The sequence below is a fragment of the Sporomusa sp. genome, assembly GCF_057736855.1.
Window position 1 is genome coordinate 1 of the sequence record NZ_JBYKYF010000044.1, and the last position, 14,635, is coordinate 14,635.

The 14,635-nt window shown below is 35.9% G+C and carries 12 protein-coding genes and 1 pseudogene; 11 read left to right on the top strand and 2 right to left on the bottom strand.

The genetic code is table 11. The features are described from left to right. On the top strand, nucleotides 1-1,339 hold a 1,339-nt coding region (locus AC29Z1_RS04735), incomplete at its 5' end, for a glycosyltransferase family 4 protein (RefSeq protein WP_488270308.1). A gap of 370 nt (nucleotides 1,340-1,709) precedes the next feature. Here AC29Z1_RS04735 and AC29Z1_RS04740 read toward each other — a convergent pair. Further along, nucleotides 1,710-2,647 (bottom strand): annotated as a pseudogene (locus AC29Z1_RS04740) (IS30 family transposase). Between the two features lie 198 nt (nucleotides 2,648-2,845). Then, nucleotides 2,846-4,393 (bottom strand): capsule assembly Wzi family protein, encoded by a 1,548-nt coding sequence (locus AC29Z1_RS04745; RefSeq protein ID WP_488270309.1) that lies wholly within the window; start codon nucleotides 4,391-4,393, stop codon nucleotides 2,846-2,848. Between the two features lie 256 nt (nucleotides 4,394-4,649). On the opposite strand from AC29Z1_RS04745, the gene AC29Z1_RS04750 reads away from it, so the two are divergent. From AC29Z1_RS04750 to AC29Z1_RS04795, 10 genes are all read left to right on the top strand, one after another. After that, nucleotides 4,650-5,444, top strand: coding sequence for a tyrosine-protein phosphatase (locus AC29Z1_RS04750; RefSeq protein WP_488270310.1), 795 nt, complete (start codon nucleotides 4,650-4,652; stop codon nucleotides 5,442-5,444). A 528-nt stretch (nucleotides 5,445-5,972) separates the two neighbouring features. Further along, complete coding sequence (locus AC29Z1_RS04755; protein WP_488270311.1) at nucleotides 5,973-6,611, top strand: polysaccharide biosynthesis/export family protein; 639 nt, start codon at nucleotides 5,973-5,975, stop codon at nucleotides 6,609-6,611. A 43-nt stretch (nucleotides 6,612-6,654) separates the two neighbouring features. Further along, nucleotides 6,655-8,100 carry a GumC family protein gene (locus AC29Z1_RS04760; protein ID WP_488270312.1) on the top strand — a complete coding sequence of 482 codons (1,446 nt, stop codon included), beginning with the start codon at nucleotides 6,655-6,657 and terminating at the stop codon, nucleotides 8,098-8,100. A gap of 8 nt (nucleotides 8,101-8,108) precedes the next feature. Next, nucleotides 8,109-8,804 (top strand): CpsD/CapB family tyrosine-protein kinase, encoded by a 696-nt coding sequence (locus tag AC29Z1_RS04765; protein WP_488270313.1) that lies wholly within the window; start codon nucleotides 8,109-8,111, stop codon nucleotides 8,802-8,804. A gap of 55 nt (nucleotides 8,805-8,859) precedes the next feature. Beyond that, on the top strand, nucleotides 8,860-10,227 hold the full coding sequence (locus AC29Z1_RS04770; protein WP_488270314.1) for a sugar transferase: 1,368 nt from the start codon (nucleotides 8,860-8,862) through the stop codon (nucleotides 10,225-10,227). 59 nt (nucleotides 10,228-10,286) lie between these two features. Beyond that, entirely contained in the window at nucleotides 10,287-11,099 is an 813-nt protein-coding gene (locus tag AC29Z1_RS04775) for a glycosyltransferase (protein WP_488270315.1), read from the top strand. 52 nt (nucleotides 11,100-11,151) lie between these two features. Next, nucleotides 11,152-11,895: a glycosyltransferase family 32 protein gene (locus AC29Z1_RS04780; RefSeq protein ID WP_488270316.1), complete on the top strand. Its 744-nt coding sequence runs from the start codon at nucleotides 11,152-11,154 to the stop codon at nucleotides 11,893-11,895. Between the two features lie 71 nt (nucleotides 11,896-11,966). Continuing rightward, nucleotides 11,967-13,127: a CDP-glycerol glycerophosphotransferase family protein gene (locus AC29Z1_RS04785; RefSeq protein ID WP_488270317.1), complete on the top strand. Its 1,161-nt coding sequence runs from the start codon at nucleotides 11,967-11,969 to the stop codon at nucleotides 13,125-13,127. Nucleotides 13,128-13,170: 43 nt separating this feature from the next. After that, the gene (locus AC29Z1_RS04790; RefSeq protein WP_488270318.1) at nucleotides 13,171-14,226 is read left to right on the top strand and encodes an EpsG family protein; all 1,056 of its coding nucleotides are present in this window, start codon (nucleotides 13,171-13,173) and stop codon (nucleotides 14,224-14,226) included. 174 nt (nucleotides 14,227-14,400) lie between these two features. After that, nucleotides 14,401-14,635, top strand: a 235-nt coding sequence (locus AC29Z1_RS04795; RefSeq protein WP_488270319.1) for a hypothetical protein, incomplete at its 3' end; no start/stop codon positions are given.

A 14,635-nucleotide genomic window follows, 5' to 3' on the forward strand; every position in this document is an offset into this window, starting at 1 on the left:
AGAATGTCCTGGCAATTGGTTTGATCGAATAGATCAGATGGGACTCAAAAAAGTTTATGTTTCTGGTTTAAATCCGGAAGAACCTCTAGAGCATGTGAGCAGGGTATCAAAGATATTATATGATGGAGACTATGATGTGGTGTTTCTAAACCATGCATTATTCGCTCAGCTTGGTATCGGTACTGGTAAAGCTAACCCTGTTGTTATTCCTATAGTACATGATAGAAAAGAATATTTTGCAAGGATTAGCACTTATAAAGCTGAACTTTGTGACCATATTGTTGCAGTTAGCCCTGTGGTAAAAAAAGTAGTAGAGAGAATAGTAAATAAGCGTTGTAAGTGTGATGTTATTTTACACGGTGTTCCTAAAATTAATATTGATAAGGTTATTGAACGTGATTTTTTGTCGAATACTTTGAAGCTTATTTACGTTGGGAGAATATATAATTCAGAGAAAGGAATATTTTTACTTCCACAGATATTGCGTAACTTAATTGATGATGGGGTGAATGTGTCATTAGATATTGTAGGGGATGGTCTGGATATCGGGCAATTGAAGGATTTGTTTCAAAATAATGGTGTGGGCAATTTGGTTACATACTGGGGAATGATTGGTTCGGAACAAGTTTATAACCTTATGCATAGTGCTCATGTCCTTTTGTTTCCTTCTTATTCAGAAGGGCTGGGCATTGTTCCCATTGAAGCGCAACTTTGCGGCTGTATACCTGTGGCATCTTTATTGGAAGGTGCTACAGATTGTACCATTCGAGATAAAAAAACAGGATTTTTAGTTGAACGCGGTGAGGTAAAACAATTTAGCCAAGCAATTAAGCAACTATATTTTGATCGGTCGTTGTTGGCACACATGAGTCAACAAGCAAGGGAGTATGTAAAGTCTCATTTTAGCATTGAATCTATGGGAGAAAAATATCATCAATTGATTCAAATGGTACTAAAAAATAAAAACAAGAATAGTTCAATAACTGATATAAGTTATATACCTAAAAACATAGAAAAGTTAATTAATAAAAAAATCATACTTTGGGGAACTGGTTCTAGCAGCGAGGCTTTATGCGAGGTAATACCATTCGAAGTATCTTACTTTGTAGATAGTAATCCTATTAAATGGCAGTGTTCTTTTCAAGGAAAACCCGTTTATAGTCCAGATATTTTATTACAAGAGGATCCAGAAAAAATTATGGTAGTAATTGCTAGTCATTTTATTGAAGAAATTTCAATGCAACTCTCAGAAATGGGATTCCTCGAAGATGTGCACTTTTCAAATGTATTTAATATTCTTGAACCGAAACTTTTGTTACGTTATTATTTGAAGCACTAATTGTGATGGGTAGAATACAGGGTAAATCAACAAATTCTGGGGAGAGTTTGGATGTGAGTAAGCATGACAGTACGCTGTAAAATTAATAATGTAACTTATCTTGTCAGTCTGAATTGAAAGGCTTAAACTGTATTGTTACTGAATTTCTACAGATTTATGTTTTATGAAATTACCAATTGGGTAGATGTTAATTAATGGGGCCTTTTACGTTTTCAGCTAATTTTATCAGTTTAGGTTCAACCTCAGGTCAACGATCGTGATTTATTAGTTAATACGATTTTAGTATTTGTTAGCAAAGATATTAAAATTTTCAAACAATTCTAAGACTATATGCTTAAGCAAATTTAGCGTTTTTTTAAAAGACGGTTTGTCAAGCTAATTGCGACAGTTCTTCCATGAATGATTCGTAAGCAGTTTTCCAACCAAGACACTTTCTCGGGCGATTGTTAATTAGTTCTAGAACTCTAGCAAGTTCTTCTTCCGTAACGAGGGCAAAATCATAACCTTTTGGATAAAACTCACGCAGTAAGCCATTAGAGTTTTCATTTGTTCCTCACTGCCAAGATGGATATGGATCAGCAAAATATACGTCTATATCATGATTTTCCTCTAGACTCTTATAACAGGCAAACTCTTTACCTCTGTCTACGGTAGCCGTCTTAAAAGAGCCTTGGAGGAATGCTTTAATTCCATTGACGTAGACGCGATCAGGCATCTTTAAGCTAAATACAAACGTGTCTTTCTCTCAGCAAAAGTAGCAACACAAGCCTTGCTTTTACCACGGCTGGAAACGACTGTATCTAACTCCCAGTGTCCAAAACTTTCACGCTTTCGGATCTCTTGGGGGCGAGAACTTATCAATTTGCCGACGTTAAACCGTCCTCTAGTTTCCGTTGGCTGGCGGCGTTTACCTTTATGCCTAAGGACAGCAGTATCATATGTCTGGAGCATTCCCGAGTAAAGCCACCGATAAATCGTTTTAAAAGACACGGTTTGCCCGCTGGAGCAGATCTTCATTCGTCCAGCTATTTGTTCGGGCGACCATGTTTGTTGAAGTTTTTCTTCTATCAATGCGGCGAGATCGAAAGAGTACTTGCCAATAGGCCTAGACCTTTGACGTCGCTTCTGATAAGTTTCTTGAGCTATTTCTGCTTGATAGACAGTAGCACTTTTATTACGTTTTAATTCTCTAGCAATCGTGGAATGATGTCGCCCTAACTCGCGAGCGATTGATCGTGTAGATTTACCTTGTTTGTATAATAGTTCTAGCTTGCCTCGTTCAAATGTGGTAAGATGGGTATAGCTCATGATTGATTCTCCTGTGTAAAAATGGTGTTGTGGTGACTTCATTTTATACACGAATCAGTCATGAGTCATTCTTTTTTTTATCTGTCGCACTTAATTTTATAATTCGTCTTATTAAAAAGATCTGGTATACTTCTTTAATAACTACTTGAATAACTACTTGTAATTTCCCATCTCAGGTATTCTATTGTTATTATGTTCTTAAAATCGTTGCGAGATCATCAAGCTGGTAAATAGACCATCATCCTTTATTCCAGGTGTGAAGTTCTGATTCTTTATCCAGGCTTTGCCCAGCGCTGCATTGACAAATAGATTTTGTCCTGCTTGCGTTCTGAGAGACAGCCAAGCGCTATTAACACTTTGAGTTACCTCTTGATTCATTTCCACTCGCTCTCCGTGTAGACTGACTTGGGTAACCCCATTTAGATAATGTGTCAGTCTACCGTAATAGCGATTGGCATTATTGCCCATGGCGTCACCCATGATGTTACCTTTATATGTATAGCCGTCATCAAATTTCCAGTGTTTGTACCAGACTTCATTAGTGTCTGCCCACTCTAATTGTGCCTCCCAGTCTCCGGAAGCTGATAGGCGCGGCAGGTAGACACCCAACAGATAGGCATTTTTGCTTGGTAGTGGCATCAGGGAACCGGCCTGATCTTCGCCATAGAGCTCTCCATATACTTGTGCGCCACCCAGGTTCTTTAATCGCCAGCGGAAATCGATGCCAGCAATAGAGTTCCATTTTTCATCGGCTGTATTATCCGCATTTTTTCCTATGAGGAAATCGCCTAAATCACTGCCGTGTAATCCACGTACGATGTCGGTGCGGGCAATGCCGAATGTAAAGTTGTCGCTGGGAACAAAGTCAAGCCGAAGGCCGCTAAAGCCTGGTTGTTTTAGATCACTGTCACGATGTTCTTCAAGTTCAGAATAAAAGCCGGCAATACTGACATTACCTAGAAATTTGAATATACCGCCAGCTTCCAACGGCTTGATAGTAGATAACTTGACCGTGTTCTTGGCGCGGCTGTTGTTTGTCAGCAACAAGCTGCCGCGACTGCCCTGTCCCCACCAAAAAGAATCTTTGCCTAGCTGGATTTCCATATTGTTGATATGGGTTTTGACATAGATAGAAGGGAAGGTCAGGTCGTCATCCAGATCACTGTCGCCTCGGGCTGTCAGGCTGACAACCAGGCTGGGGGCGACTTTGCCTTCAAAGCGAACTGCAGCGGTAAAGTTACCATCATCGCTCAATCGGTAGCCGTCAGAGTTGATTGCAAATGGCTGATAACTTGATTTGGGCAGTATGTTTTTATCTGTTCGCCCTTGGCTAAGAATATCACCGTCATACTTGGCAAAGCTCGCCGACCATTGTTTTAATGTTAAACCATATGCTGGATTACCGCCGTCCAGTACAGCTAACTCATCGCGGAATTCTTCTTTTAGCTCGGCTAATATTGAATGAACATATTGTGCATCATTTGGACTTACGCGGTCAGCAGCTTCCTTAATCCACTCTGCCACCTGCATCCGGGTATACGGTTTGGCTCCTGTCCGCATGCTCTGGATATACCCAAGGCCGTCAAGTTTTTCTAGTTGGTCATACACGTTGCTGCTTAGCGGAACGTTAGCCGACAGACGGGCTTCATAGCTGACCTGTTTGTCGGCGGCGAGGGCGGATGGCGAGAAACTAACCAATGTCAAAGAAACAGCAAATGCTAAGACCTTTGACTTCATGTATCGCATAATCATTCTCCTTTTGTTTATTAAATATTACATTAATTCGTTAGCAACTTTGTATTTCCTTGCTTAAAAATACGAATAGATAAAAAAATCTGTTTTCGGTGTCTTTTAACAAAAAACTATTTTAATTATTTAAGAAAGTTGAAAGGTTTTTTATAAATAATAGCGAATAAATTTTTCTTTAAAATGTTATAACTCAGGAATGCTAAAATATAGGAATTTAAATTATTTGATGTAGTTAGATGGGAGAATTTATCACATGATTGATCTGCATTGCCATATCTTACCGGAAATTGACGATGGTGCGAAAGATTTGGATACTTCGCTTGCTATGCTGGACATCGCCAAACAAAATGGAACTCAGGCTCTTGTTGCTACACCTCATGTTATCGAAGGAAAGTGGTTGCCACCGTGGGAGAAGATTGTCAGTGAATGTGAACGGCTAAAAGCAGCATCCAGTGAAAATGGATTGAACTTTCCAGTATATCCTGGAGCTGAGGTGGCTGTTCATTGGGATATACTTGATCTTGTGAGCGGTCCAGGATCCTATTGTATTAATGGTGGTCGATATATGTTAGTTGAACTGCCGGCTATGGATTTACCTAGTTTTACCGATGATTTTTTCTTCACATTGCAGGCTCGTGGGATTACTCCGATTTTGGCTCACCCTGAACGACACCCTATCATTTCAAAAAGAATGGAGTTATTGGCAGAGTGGATAAACAGAGGAGTCTTAGTACAAGTCAACGGAGCCAGTATTGTCGGAAGCATGGGGCAGCGCGCAATGCATGCGGCAGAACAGATGCTTCGCAGCAATATGGTACATTGTATCGGTTCTGACGCTCATAGTGCCCGGCATCGCAATCCTAGCTTAGCCTTAACCGCTGAGAAACTTAATACGTTGGTGGGAAAGGAATTAACTCACCGCTTGCTGGTTGAAAATCCTGATAAAATTATTAATAGCCAGGATATCTGTATCCCTGAACTGGTACCTGTTCATCACAAAAAAAATACGGGAATATTTAGTAGATTGTTAGCTAAAGTTATTGGTTAGTGTATCAGATGATGTCGATTTTAGTAGTATTTTTTGTGTAAAAAAATGTAGAAGTACTATGGAGACTTTGTTATAATAGGGCTAGGACTGAAGTCCTATTATCGGGTACCTTTAGTTCTGATTTAAAGCAGACAAGTAGGTACTTAATTATTATGGATCCACGCATAAATAATCTAATAGTGCAACTTGAAACTTTAGGTTATAAGACTTACCAGATACAGAGTATTATGCGGGAAGCAGTTAATGTTGCTAATTTAGATCACATCAGCCCAATGCAGGCAGATCTGATTGTAGAGTGTCTAGAGGATTATATCGCATTAGCTAAGAAGTGTAAAATGAATAAGCGTAGCTGAGAATAGCCTCGACTGGTAAGGTTGAGGCATTATTCGTTAAATTTGGATATTTAGTGAAAATAACATGTTACAACATGGAAAATAATGTGTTACAATGTTTTGACATATAGGGAGGATTTAATCACTCTATGGTCGAAAAAAGTAACACATTAACATAATGAATGGAGGATCATGAGTGAAGAAGTTTTCCTGTATTTTAGCTGTAGCACTACTTATATTACTATTAAATCTGTCTCCAGTACTTGCTCAAAGCTATCAACTTGGACCGGGAGATATTCTCGAAATTAGTGTTTGGGGATATGAAGATCTGCATATAAAGGAAATTGCAGTTCGACCAGATGGAATGATCGCTTTTCCGTTAGTAGGCGAAATAAAAGCAGCAGGCCTAACGCCAGTGACTTTAACTCAAACCATAACCGAAATGCTTAGTAATTATGTAAAAAAACCTATAGTAACTGTAAATATATTGAAGTTCAGGACAACCAGAGTGTATGTATTGGGTGAAGTAGCTAGGCCAGGTATGTATGAACTCGAGAAACACCATAACCTACTTGATGCTATAAGTGCAGCAGGCAGCTATACTAAATATGCAGCAAAAAAAAAGATTTTTATTATAAGAAAAAATCAAATAGATAAACCTCAGCAGGCAAATTTATTACAATTACTGAAAAAAGGCGACATGTCGCAAAACTATGAACTAACTGATGGCGATGTTGTTTATCTCACTAAAAATAACCGTATTGATTTTGCTAAAGACATCCTTCCGTGGATTTCGGCATCTTATCAAATTAGTGAGATGAGAGATAACAACTAAGATTACATATATTGTACTTATATTGAAATTTGGAGGCAAACTAGTGGGGGAAACAAGCTTAGATTTACACGATATCCTTAAAATACTTAAAAAGAGACGTAAGTTTATAATCAAAATTTTTTTGTTATTTGTTATATCGGCGACGATTATCAGTTTCCTTATCCCTCCCACCTATGAGGCTGAGACCACGTTACGAATTAAACAACCAAAGGGGTTGGCTAATTCTTTGCTTGGCGATTTGCCCATGGGAAATCCAATGGGAACAAAACAACTTATGTCTACTTATGCTGAAATACTAAAAAGCCGGACAGTCGTTCAGGCGGTTATTGAAAAAACTCAGGCAGACAAAGAGAAGCTGCCTACCTATGAAGATATGTTAGAACGTATAAGTACCCAGCCTGTTAAAGACACTGAAATCCTAAAACTCAAAGTACAGGCAAAGTCGCAAGAAGAAGCGCAATTAGTAGCCAATACCCTTGTGCAGGTTTTTCTTGATCGGTTGACTGAGTTAGTGCGCTCTGAGCAGTCGAGGGTTCGGGAATTTATTGGTGAAAGGTTAAAAGAGTCAAAACGAGAGCTTGAGCAGGCCGAAAGTATACTGCAGAAGTACAAATACGAACAGAAGATAGTATCTCCGTCAGAAGAATCTAAGGCTATAATTGATAAATTGTCTACCATTGATAAGCTTGCGGCAGATAATAAAGTTGCATTGGCTTCAGCACAGGCAAAACTGAATAGTGCCAACCAACAATTGGGGCAGCAAAAACCAGGTTTTATTGCTGATAGTCCTTTGATTCAGCAATACAAGGCCAAATTGGCTGAATTGGAAGTGGAACTTGTTAGCCTGTCCCAGAATTATACTGATCAACACCCTAGGGTAATAGCATTACAAGCAGCTATTGCAGAAACCAATACTAAGCTTAGTGAGGAAATTGCGAGAGTGGTTAATGCAGAGGCCCCTTCAACGAATCCGATTCATCAGGGATTACTCCAATCGCAAATACAGGCTGAGGTCGAAATCGCCGTTTATAGTGCTCGCCAACAAGCTATTGACAAGATTCTGACTGAAGGGGAGCAGCAGATTAGTACATTACCTGCCAAAGAGCAAGGGCTTGTCAAGGTTCTACGTGATGCGAATGTTGCTCAGGAAATTTATATCATGCTGGCTAAACGTTACGAAGAAGCTCGCATTAGCGAAGCCATGGAACCCACCGATGTGCAAATTATTGATAAGGCTATATTACCGGAAGAGCCTGTTAAACCTAAAAAGTTGCTGAACATTGTTATAGCAGCTTTTCTGGGGATTTTCAGTGGCGTTGGACTAGCCTGTCTTTCAGAACATATAAACAAAAAAATTAGTACAACTGACGATGTGAAACAATATCTTGATTTGCCTGTACTTGGTAGTATTCCGAATTTTGACAGTGATCTCTGTCAAGAGCGTACTGGGTGGTTAAAGCGTATCAGCAATTTAACAAAACATAGATGAGGTGAATTATGGTTCAACAAAAACGTAAATTAATCGTACATGAAGACGCGAAATCACCAATCGCCGAGGCTTACCGAACATTGCGTACCAATATTCAATTTTCTAAAGTCGATGGCGATTTACGCACCATTATGTTTACTAGTGCTGGTCCGGGAGAAGGTAAATCTACTACAGCTGCCAATACGGCTGTAGCTATTTCGCAAACTGGCAAACAAGTCATCATTGTTGACTGTGACTTGCGTAAACCAGTACAACATAAAATCTTTGGTAAACGCAATCGGGGTTTGACTAATATCTTGGTCGAAGAACTTCCTGTTGTGGAATTGGTGCAGGATACAGATATCGATAATCTGAGAGTGCTTACGAGTGGTCCAATCCCACCCAACCCGTCGGAACTTTTGGGATCTGCCAGAATGGTAGATATCATTGATTCTTTAAAAAATTTGGCTGACATTGTAATCCTTGATGCTCCGCCTACAGTGGCGGTTACCGATGCCTGTGTTTTAGCCTCAAAAGTAGATGGTATTGTCCTTGTATTAAATTCGCAAATAATTAGACCGGAAATGGCGCAAAAAGCCAAAGAGCTTCTAACTAAGGCAAACGGTCATATACTTGGTGTAATTTTAAACAAGATAGAGATTGAAGAAGAACATGCTTATTACTATTATTATTATTATGGAAATGAGACGAAAATTACGAAGTAATTAAAATAATAGTTTGTATATGTGTTAGGATAAATTTGTTTTGTGAGGCGGTTTCATGAGAAACAGTTTTCCAATGATAAAGAAAATATTATTATTAACAGGTGATATATTACTGTTGATAATAGCGAACTACTTAGCTATTCATATTGTTTTATATGATAAGATGCCTCAATTACATCTTGCTAAGTATTATAATATGTTTCCTGTGATGATTATTATAGCGGGAATTTTATTTAACATTAATGGGCTATTTTCGTTGGCTCGAAAAAAGTATAGCGAACTATTACTAAGTTTAGCAATAGCCCTCTTTAATCTTTTCATTTTTATTATGGCGGTTAGTTTCTTTTTGCGTGAATTTAGTTACTCGCGTGGCGTGCTAATCGTTACTATGGTATTACAGTTTATTCTCTTAGCTTGTTGGAAATATATATTTTGGCGACTGGAAAATTCCTTGATTATTCCGCAACGTGTCTTAGTTATTGGTAGCAAGTCTGAATGTAGTAAGGTGATTGCTAGGTTAAATGCCCAACCACAGTTAAACTATGAAGTGAAGTATATTTGTACTGATTATACAAATGAACCATGGAAAAAGGTTACAGAGGGCATTGATTTAATTATTGTATGTTCAGATTTGTGTTTAAGCAAAAAAGCTGAGATTGTACGTTTTTGTCATGTTAATGGTAAACGGGTGTTTTTAATTCCTGACATATATGAACTATTCTGTAGTGGAGTTGAACTAGATAAACTTGATGATATTCCTGTATTCCGCCCACAATGTTTAAAACTAACTTTAGAGCAGCGTTCTTTGAAACGCATACTAGATATAGTTGTAGCAGGGACAGCATTGATATTATTATTTCCCGTATTTATTTTAGTCGCTATTGCTGTAAAACTTGACAGCCCAGGACCTATCTTATATAGCCAAATACGTACAGGACGTGATGAAAAACAGTTTAAATTATATAAATTCCGAACTATGTGTCAGGATGCTGAAAAGCATACTGGCCCAGTATTAGCATCCGAAAATGACCCTCGTATTACAAAACTGGGACGGTTTTTACGGGCGACTCGGCTTGATGAACTACCGCAACTTTTTAATGTACTTATGGGTGATATGAGTATTGTCGGACCACGTCCGGAACGTCCATTCTTTGTTGAGCAGTTCAAGAAAGATATTTCTGAATATGTTTATCGCCATAATGTAAAGCCTGGCATTACTGGCCTAGCGCAAGTTTATGGTAAGTATAATACTTCCCCGTATGACAAATTGGTTTATGATTTGATTTACATACAAAAGTGTAATGTAATTACTGATTTGGTAATTATGCTACAGACGTTGAGGGTGTTGGTTACTAAAAGTAGTACCGAGGGTGTAGGGACTAATAAGTTGCGGTTTGATTTGTCACGCTATTTGATTGATTAATTGACTAAGTAAGATTGGTTTAAATACTAAATTGGTTAAAACGAAAAAGGGGGAGGATTGTGGAGTTTTCAGTACTGATGTCCGTATATTACAAGGAAAATCCAGAATATTTAAAGCTTGCTTTAGACAGTGTAATCTATCAGTCTATCGCACCGAATCAAGTTGTAATTGTGAAAGATGGTGCTTTGACTCAAGAACTTGATGAAATCATACACTCTTATGAAAATGCTTATCCAGGCATGTTTACAGTAGTATCCTTAGAACAAAATTTAGGATTGGGAGATGCTCTTAATATCGGATTAAAATATTGTAAGTATGATCTTGTAGCGCGTATGGATACTGATGATATAGCTGCATCAAATAGATTTGAGCGTCAACTGGATGAATTTCGTAAAAATCCCCGATTGGCACTTTGTGGTAGCTACATACAAGAATTTGAGGGCACGATTGATAATATTGTTGCATATCGTAAAGTGCCTATTACGAATAAAGAAATTTACGCTTATGCAAAAAAGAGAAATCCATTTAATCATATGACGGTGATGTTTCGAAAAGATGCAGTACTTCAAGCAGGAAACTATAATAAAATGATAGGAGCGGAAGATTATTGCTTGTGGGTTAGAATGATGCAGAATGGCAATGAAATGAAAAATATTCCGGAAATTTTGGTATACGCTCGAACCGGCAATGATATGATAAAAAGGCGAGGTGGTGTGAAATATGCCTTAAATGCTCTACGATTACAAAGATATTTATACAAAATAGGCTTCGTGTCTTTGACGTATATGGTAATGATTCTGCTTATTAAAATAATAGTGGCTTTGTGTCCAGTTTTTTTGAGAAGGTATATTTATGTGAACTTTTTAAGATGAGTTTTTTTATAATAATCTAACACTCAAAAATTGTCTAAAGGATGTAATTTGAATGATCCCCAAAAAGATACATTATTGCTGGTTTGGTGGAAATCCGCTTCCTGAACAGTTTAAAAACTATATAGATACATGGAAATATTATTGCTCGGATTATGAAATCATTGAATGGAATGAAAAAAATTTCGATTTAAATTCAAACCAATATTGCATGGAGGCATATCAAACCAAACAATGGGCATTTGTTAGTGATTATGTTCGTTTGAAAGTTTTATATGATTATGGCGGAATATATATGGACACAGATGTTGAGGTTATAAAACCGCTTGATGATTTATTACAGTATAATGCCTTTTTTGGATTTGAATCAGATAACGCTATATCAACTGGAATTATGGGGGCTTCTGCAAAAAATGAATGGATTTCAGAGTTATTAAAGTATTATGATAATCGTCATTTTATTTTGCAGGATGGCAGATATGATACAACTACCAATGTGGAGACTATTACCAAAATTGCTTCATCCTTGTATAAAATTAAATTTGATAATACATTTCAGATTATTGGTAATCGGATTGCGATCTTTCCTTTCGACTATTTGTGTGCAAAAGATTTAATTGATGGACGAGTTAAGATTACGAAGAATACGTATACTGTTCATCATTTTGCTGGTTCATGGTTAGGCTGGTGGGGAATTTTAAAGTTAAAGAGTAAACATATGTTAAGCAATTTATTAGGAAGAAATATTGTATTAAAATTAGTAAGTTTGAAAAGATTTATGTCAACGATAAGTCGTTAAAATGGTTCAGTTTTTTTTTAGGGCTTTAGGTTCTGGAATATTTTATAGCGGTAGTTTAATTTGGAGGATATATGCTAAGAATCAAGCTGTTTTTAAAGTTAATTCTGATTTATCTAATAAGACCATTAGGATATATTTTTTATTTGTTTCCGATTAAAGAAAATAGACTTTTATTTTTTAACTCGCACGGTCAAAATTATTCATGTAATCCTAAATATATTTCAGAATTTCTCAGTTCCGAATATTCTGGAATTTATGAGATTATTTGGGTAATAAACAATAAAGATATATTGCCGTTTCTTAATGTAAAAACTGTTAAGGCTGGTTCGCTGAGTTTTTATTATTATTTTTTTACATCTAAAATTCTTATATCAAATAATCACGGCTATAGAAGTTTCTTAATAAAAAGAAAATCGCAAGTTCGCATTGAAACATGGCATGGTGGAGGAGCTTATAAGAAATTCGGGACAGATATTAATAGTAGCAGTATTTACGCGAAAATATTTTCTTTGGTGGGGAATGAGACAGATATGTGCTTGTCTTCTTGCAGAAAATTTATAGACATAGCTTCTAAAGCTCTGTGTATTGATAGTAGTAAATTTGTTCCAACAGGAATGCCTAGAAACGATATTTTTTTTAGAAACTATTCTGATATTGTATTGAAGGTAAAAAAGCATTATAATCTTGATTCCAGTACAAAAATTGCCTTATATGCACCAACATGGAGAGATAATAAACGAAATGTTTATGAAGATATAAATATCACGGCTATCATACAAACTTTAAATTGCAAATTTGGTAATAAATGGGTTTTTCTTTTTCGAGCGCATCCTGGAATCAAGCTTAATATTCTGAATAATCAATGTCTTAATGTCAGCACTTATCCTGATATGCAAGAGCTACTATGTTCCGCCGATATTCTTATTACAGATTACTCTTCTTGTATATGGGATTTTTCATTAACATATAAACCATGTTTCATATATGCAACAGATTTACAACAATATGAACAAGAGCGCAGTTTTTATACAGCAATTAGAGAATGGCCCTTTCCATTAGCAGAAACTAATGAAGAACTTATTGGTAATATTTTGAATTTTAATCAGAATGAGTATCAAAAAAAGATTAAGCAACATCATGAAGCGTTAGGTAGTTACGAAACCGGAAATGCTTGCGAAATTGTTGCACAAATTATATACGATATTTGTTATAATAGGAAGAAATTGCAGTAATTAAGAGGTGTATGCTTTGGTATTTTGGTCTATATTGTATTGTATGGCATTTTTATTGTTAATTTTGCAAGTATTGTTACCTAAATATAATATAGCCATATTTTTTATGTCTATAATTACGCTTATATCGGCATTTAGATATAATATTGGTTGGGATTACTTTACTTATGAAACAATGTATTATAACTTGACTTTCGACTTAAATAATTTGTATCCAGAATATTCATTTCAGTTGCTATGTGAGTTTTTCAATAATTTAGGGTTTAATTCACAGATTATTTTTTTTATTTATGCTGTTTTAACGGGTTTTTTTATTTATAAGGGTGCACGGTATTATTGCAAATCAAATATTGATTTATTTCTTGCTTGTCTATTTTTCTTTTTCCTAATTTGGTGGAAGTCTACAAATACAATTCGTCAAATTTTAGCTGTTTCTATAGTTTTTTATGGATTTCGGTATTTGCTAGAGAATAATATAAAAAAATATCTATTTTATTTTGTTATAGCCGTATCATTTCATTATTCTGCTATAATTTCTCTAATATTGACCTTGACGAAAATTTCTGTTAATAAAATTGTTTATTATGTATTAATTCTTTGTTTATTTGTATTACATTTATTCGATTTTTCCGGTCAAATTATTCTTCCTTATTTAGCGATGCTGTCTTCATACGCCACTGATTCAAATTGGATAAGAACTAGTGTACTTGATAGTGGCGGAACAGGTATAGTGATGTTAATGAATACAGTTATTTGCATATGGATTATAGCTAGACTGAATATAAATGATAAGTTTGAACAACGATTATGTAATATAATATTATTTTATATGTTTATAATACACACTTTATATATTGTAATACCAATTTTGAGATTAAATGAGTTTTTCAAAGTATTTTTAATATGTGCACTTCCATTAGCCATAAATAAAACTAAAGAAATTAATGTAAAAGTAATAGTCTTGATATCGTTACTAATTTGGCATGCAGTACTTGGAATAAAAAATATTTATGATAGTTCGCTTTATGAAAAAACTCCAATAGGAATAAGGGAAAATCTTAATATTGAATATGATTATCGAATCAATTTGTTTCAATGAAAACAAAGTGGATCTGGTGAAGTATACTACTAATTTGGTCGCAGTAAGGAACGATGTAATATGAATAATCGTGTGCGAGAATTTTTTACTAACTTTTCATATTCTTTTGCATCCAATATTATAACAATGATAATTCGGTCTGTTTATGTTTTGGTATTGCCAAAAGTAATGGGTATGGATGAATTTGCTTATTGGCAATTGTATTTTTTATATGCTTCACTGATTCATTTTTTGCATCTGGGTTTGGTGGATGGTATTTATTTAAAGTATGGTGGATTGTATTTTAACCAGCTAAACAAATTTAAAATGCGTGAACAGTTTTATATTTTAATTATTTTAGCCTTAGTATTTTCTACCATAATTATGGGCAGCACGAAGATATTTGTTGAGGATCCGAACAAAATATATA

What these genes read in the sequence shown, in the direction of transcription:
- AC29Z1_RS04745 (WP_488270309.1), bottom strand. Translation starts at nt 4,393, where the DNA reads ATGCGATACATGAAGTCAAAGGTCTTAGCATTTGCTGTTTCTTTGACA.
- AC29Z1_RS04780 (WP_488270316.1), top strand. Translation starts at nt 11,152, where the DNA reads ATGATCCCCAAAAAGATACATTATTGCTGGTTTGGTGGAAATCCGCTT.
- AC29Z1_RS04790 (WP_488270318.1), top strand. Translation starts at nt 13,171, where the DNA reads ATGGCATTTTTATTGTTAATTTTGCAAGTATTGTTACCTAAATATAAT.
- AC29Z1_RS04765 (WP_488270313.1), top strand. Translation starts at nt 8,109, where the DNA reads ATGGTTCAACAAAAACGTAAATTAATCGTACATGAAGACGCGAAATCA.
- AC29Z1_RS04750 (WP_488270310.1), top strand. Translation starts at nt 4,650, where the DNA reads ATGATTGATCTGCATTGCCATATCTTACCGGAAATTGACGATGGTGCG.
- AC29Z1_RS04770 (WP_488270314.1), top strand. Translation starts at nt 8,860, where the DNA reads ATGAGAAACAGTTTTCCAATGATAAAGAAAATATTATTATTAACAGGT.
- AC29Z1_RS04785 (WP_488270317.1), top strand. Translation starts at nt 11,967, where the DNA reads ATGCTAAGAATCAAGCTGTTTTTAAAGTTAATTCTGATTTATCTAATA.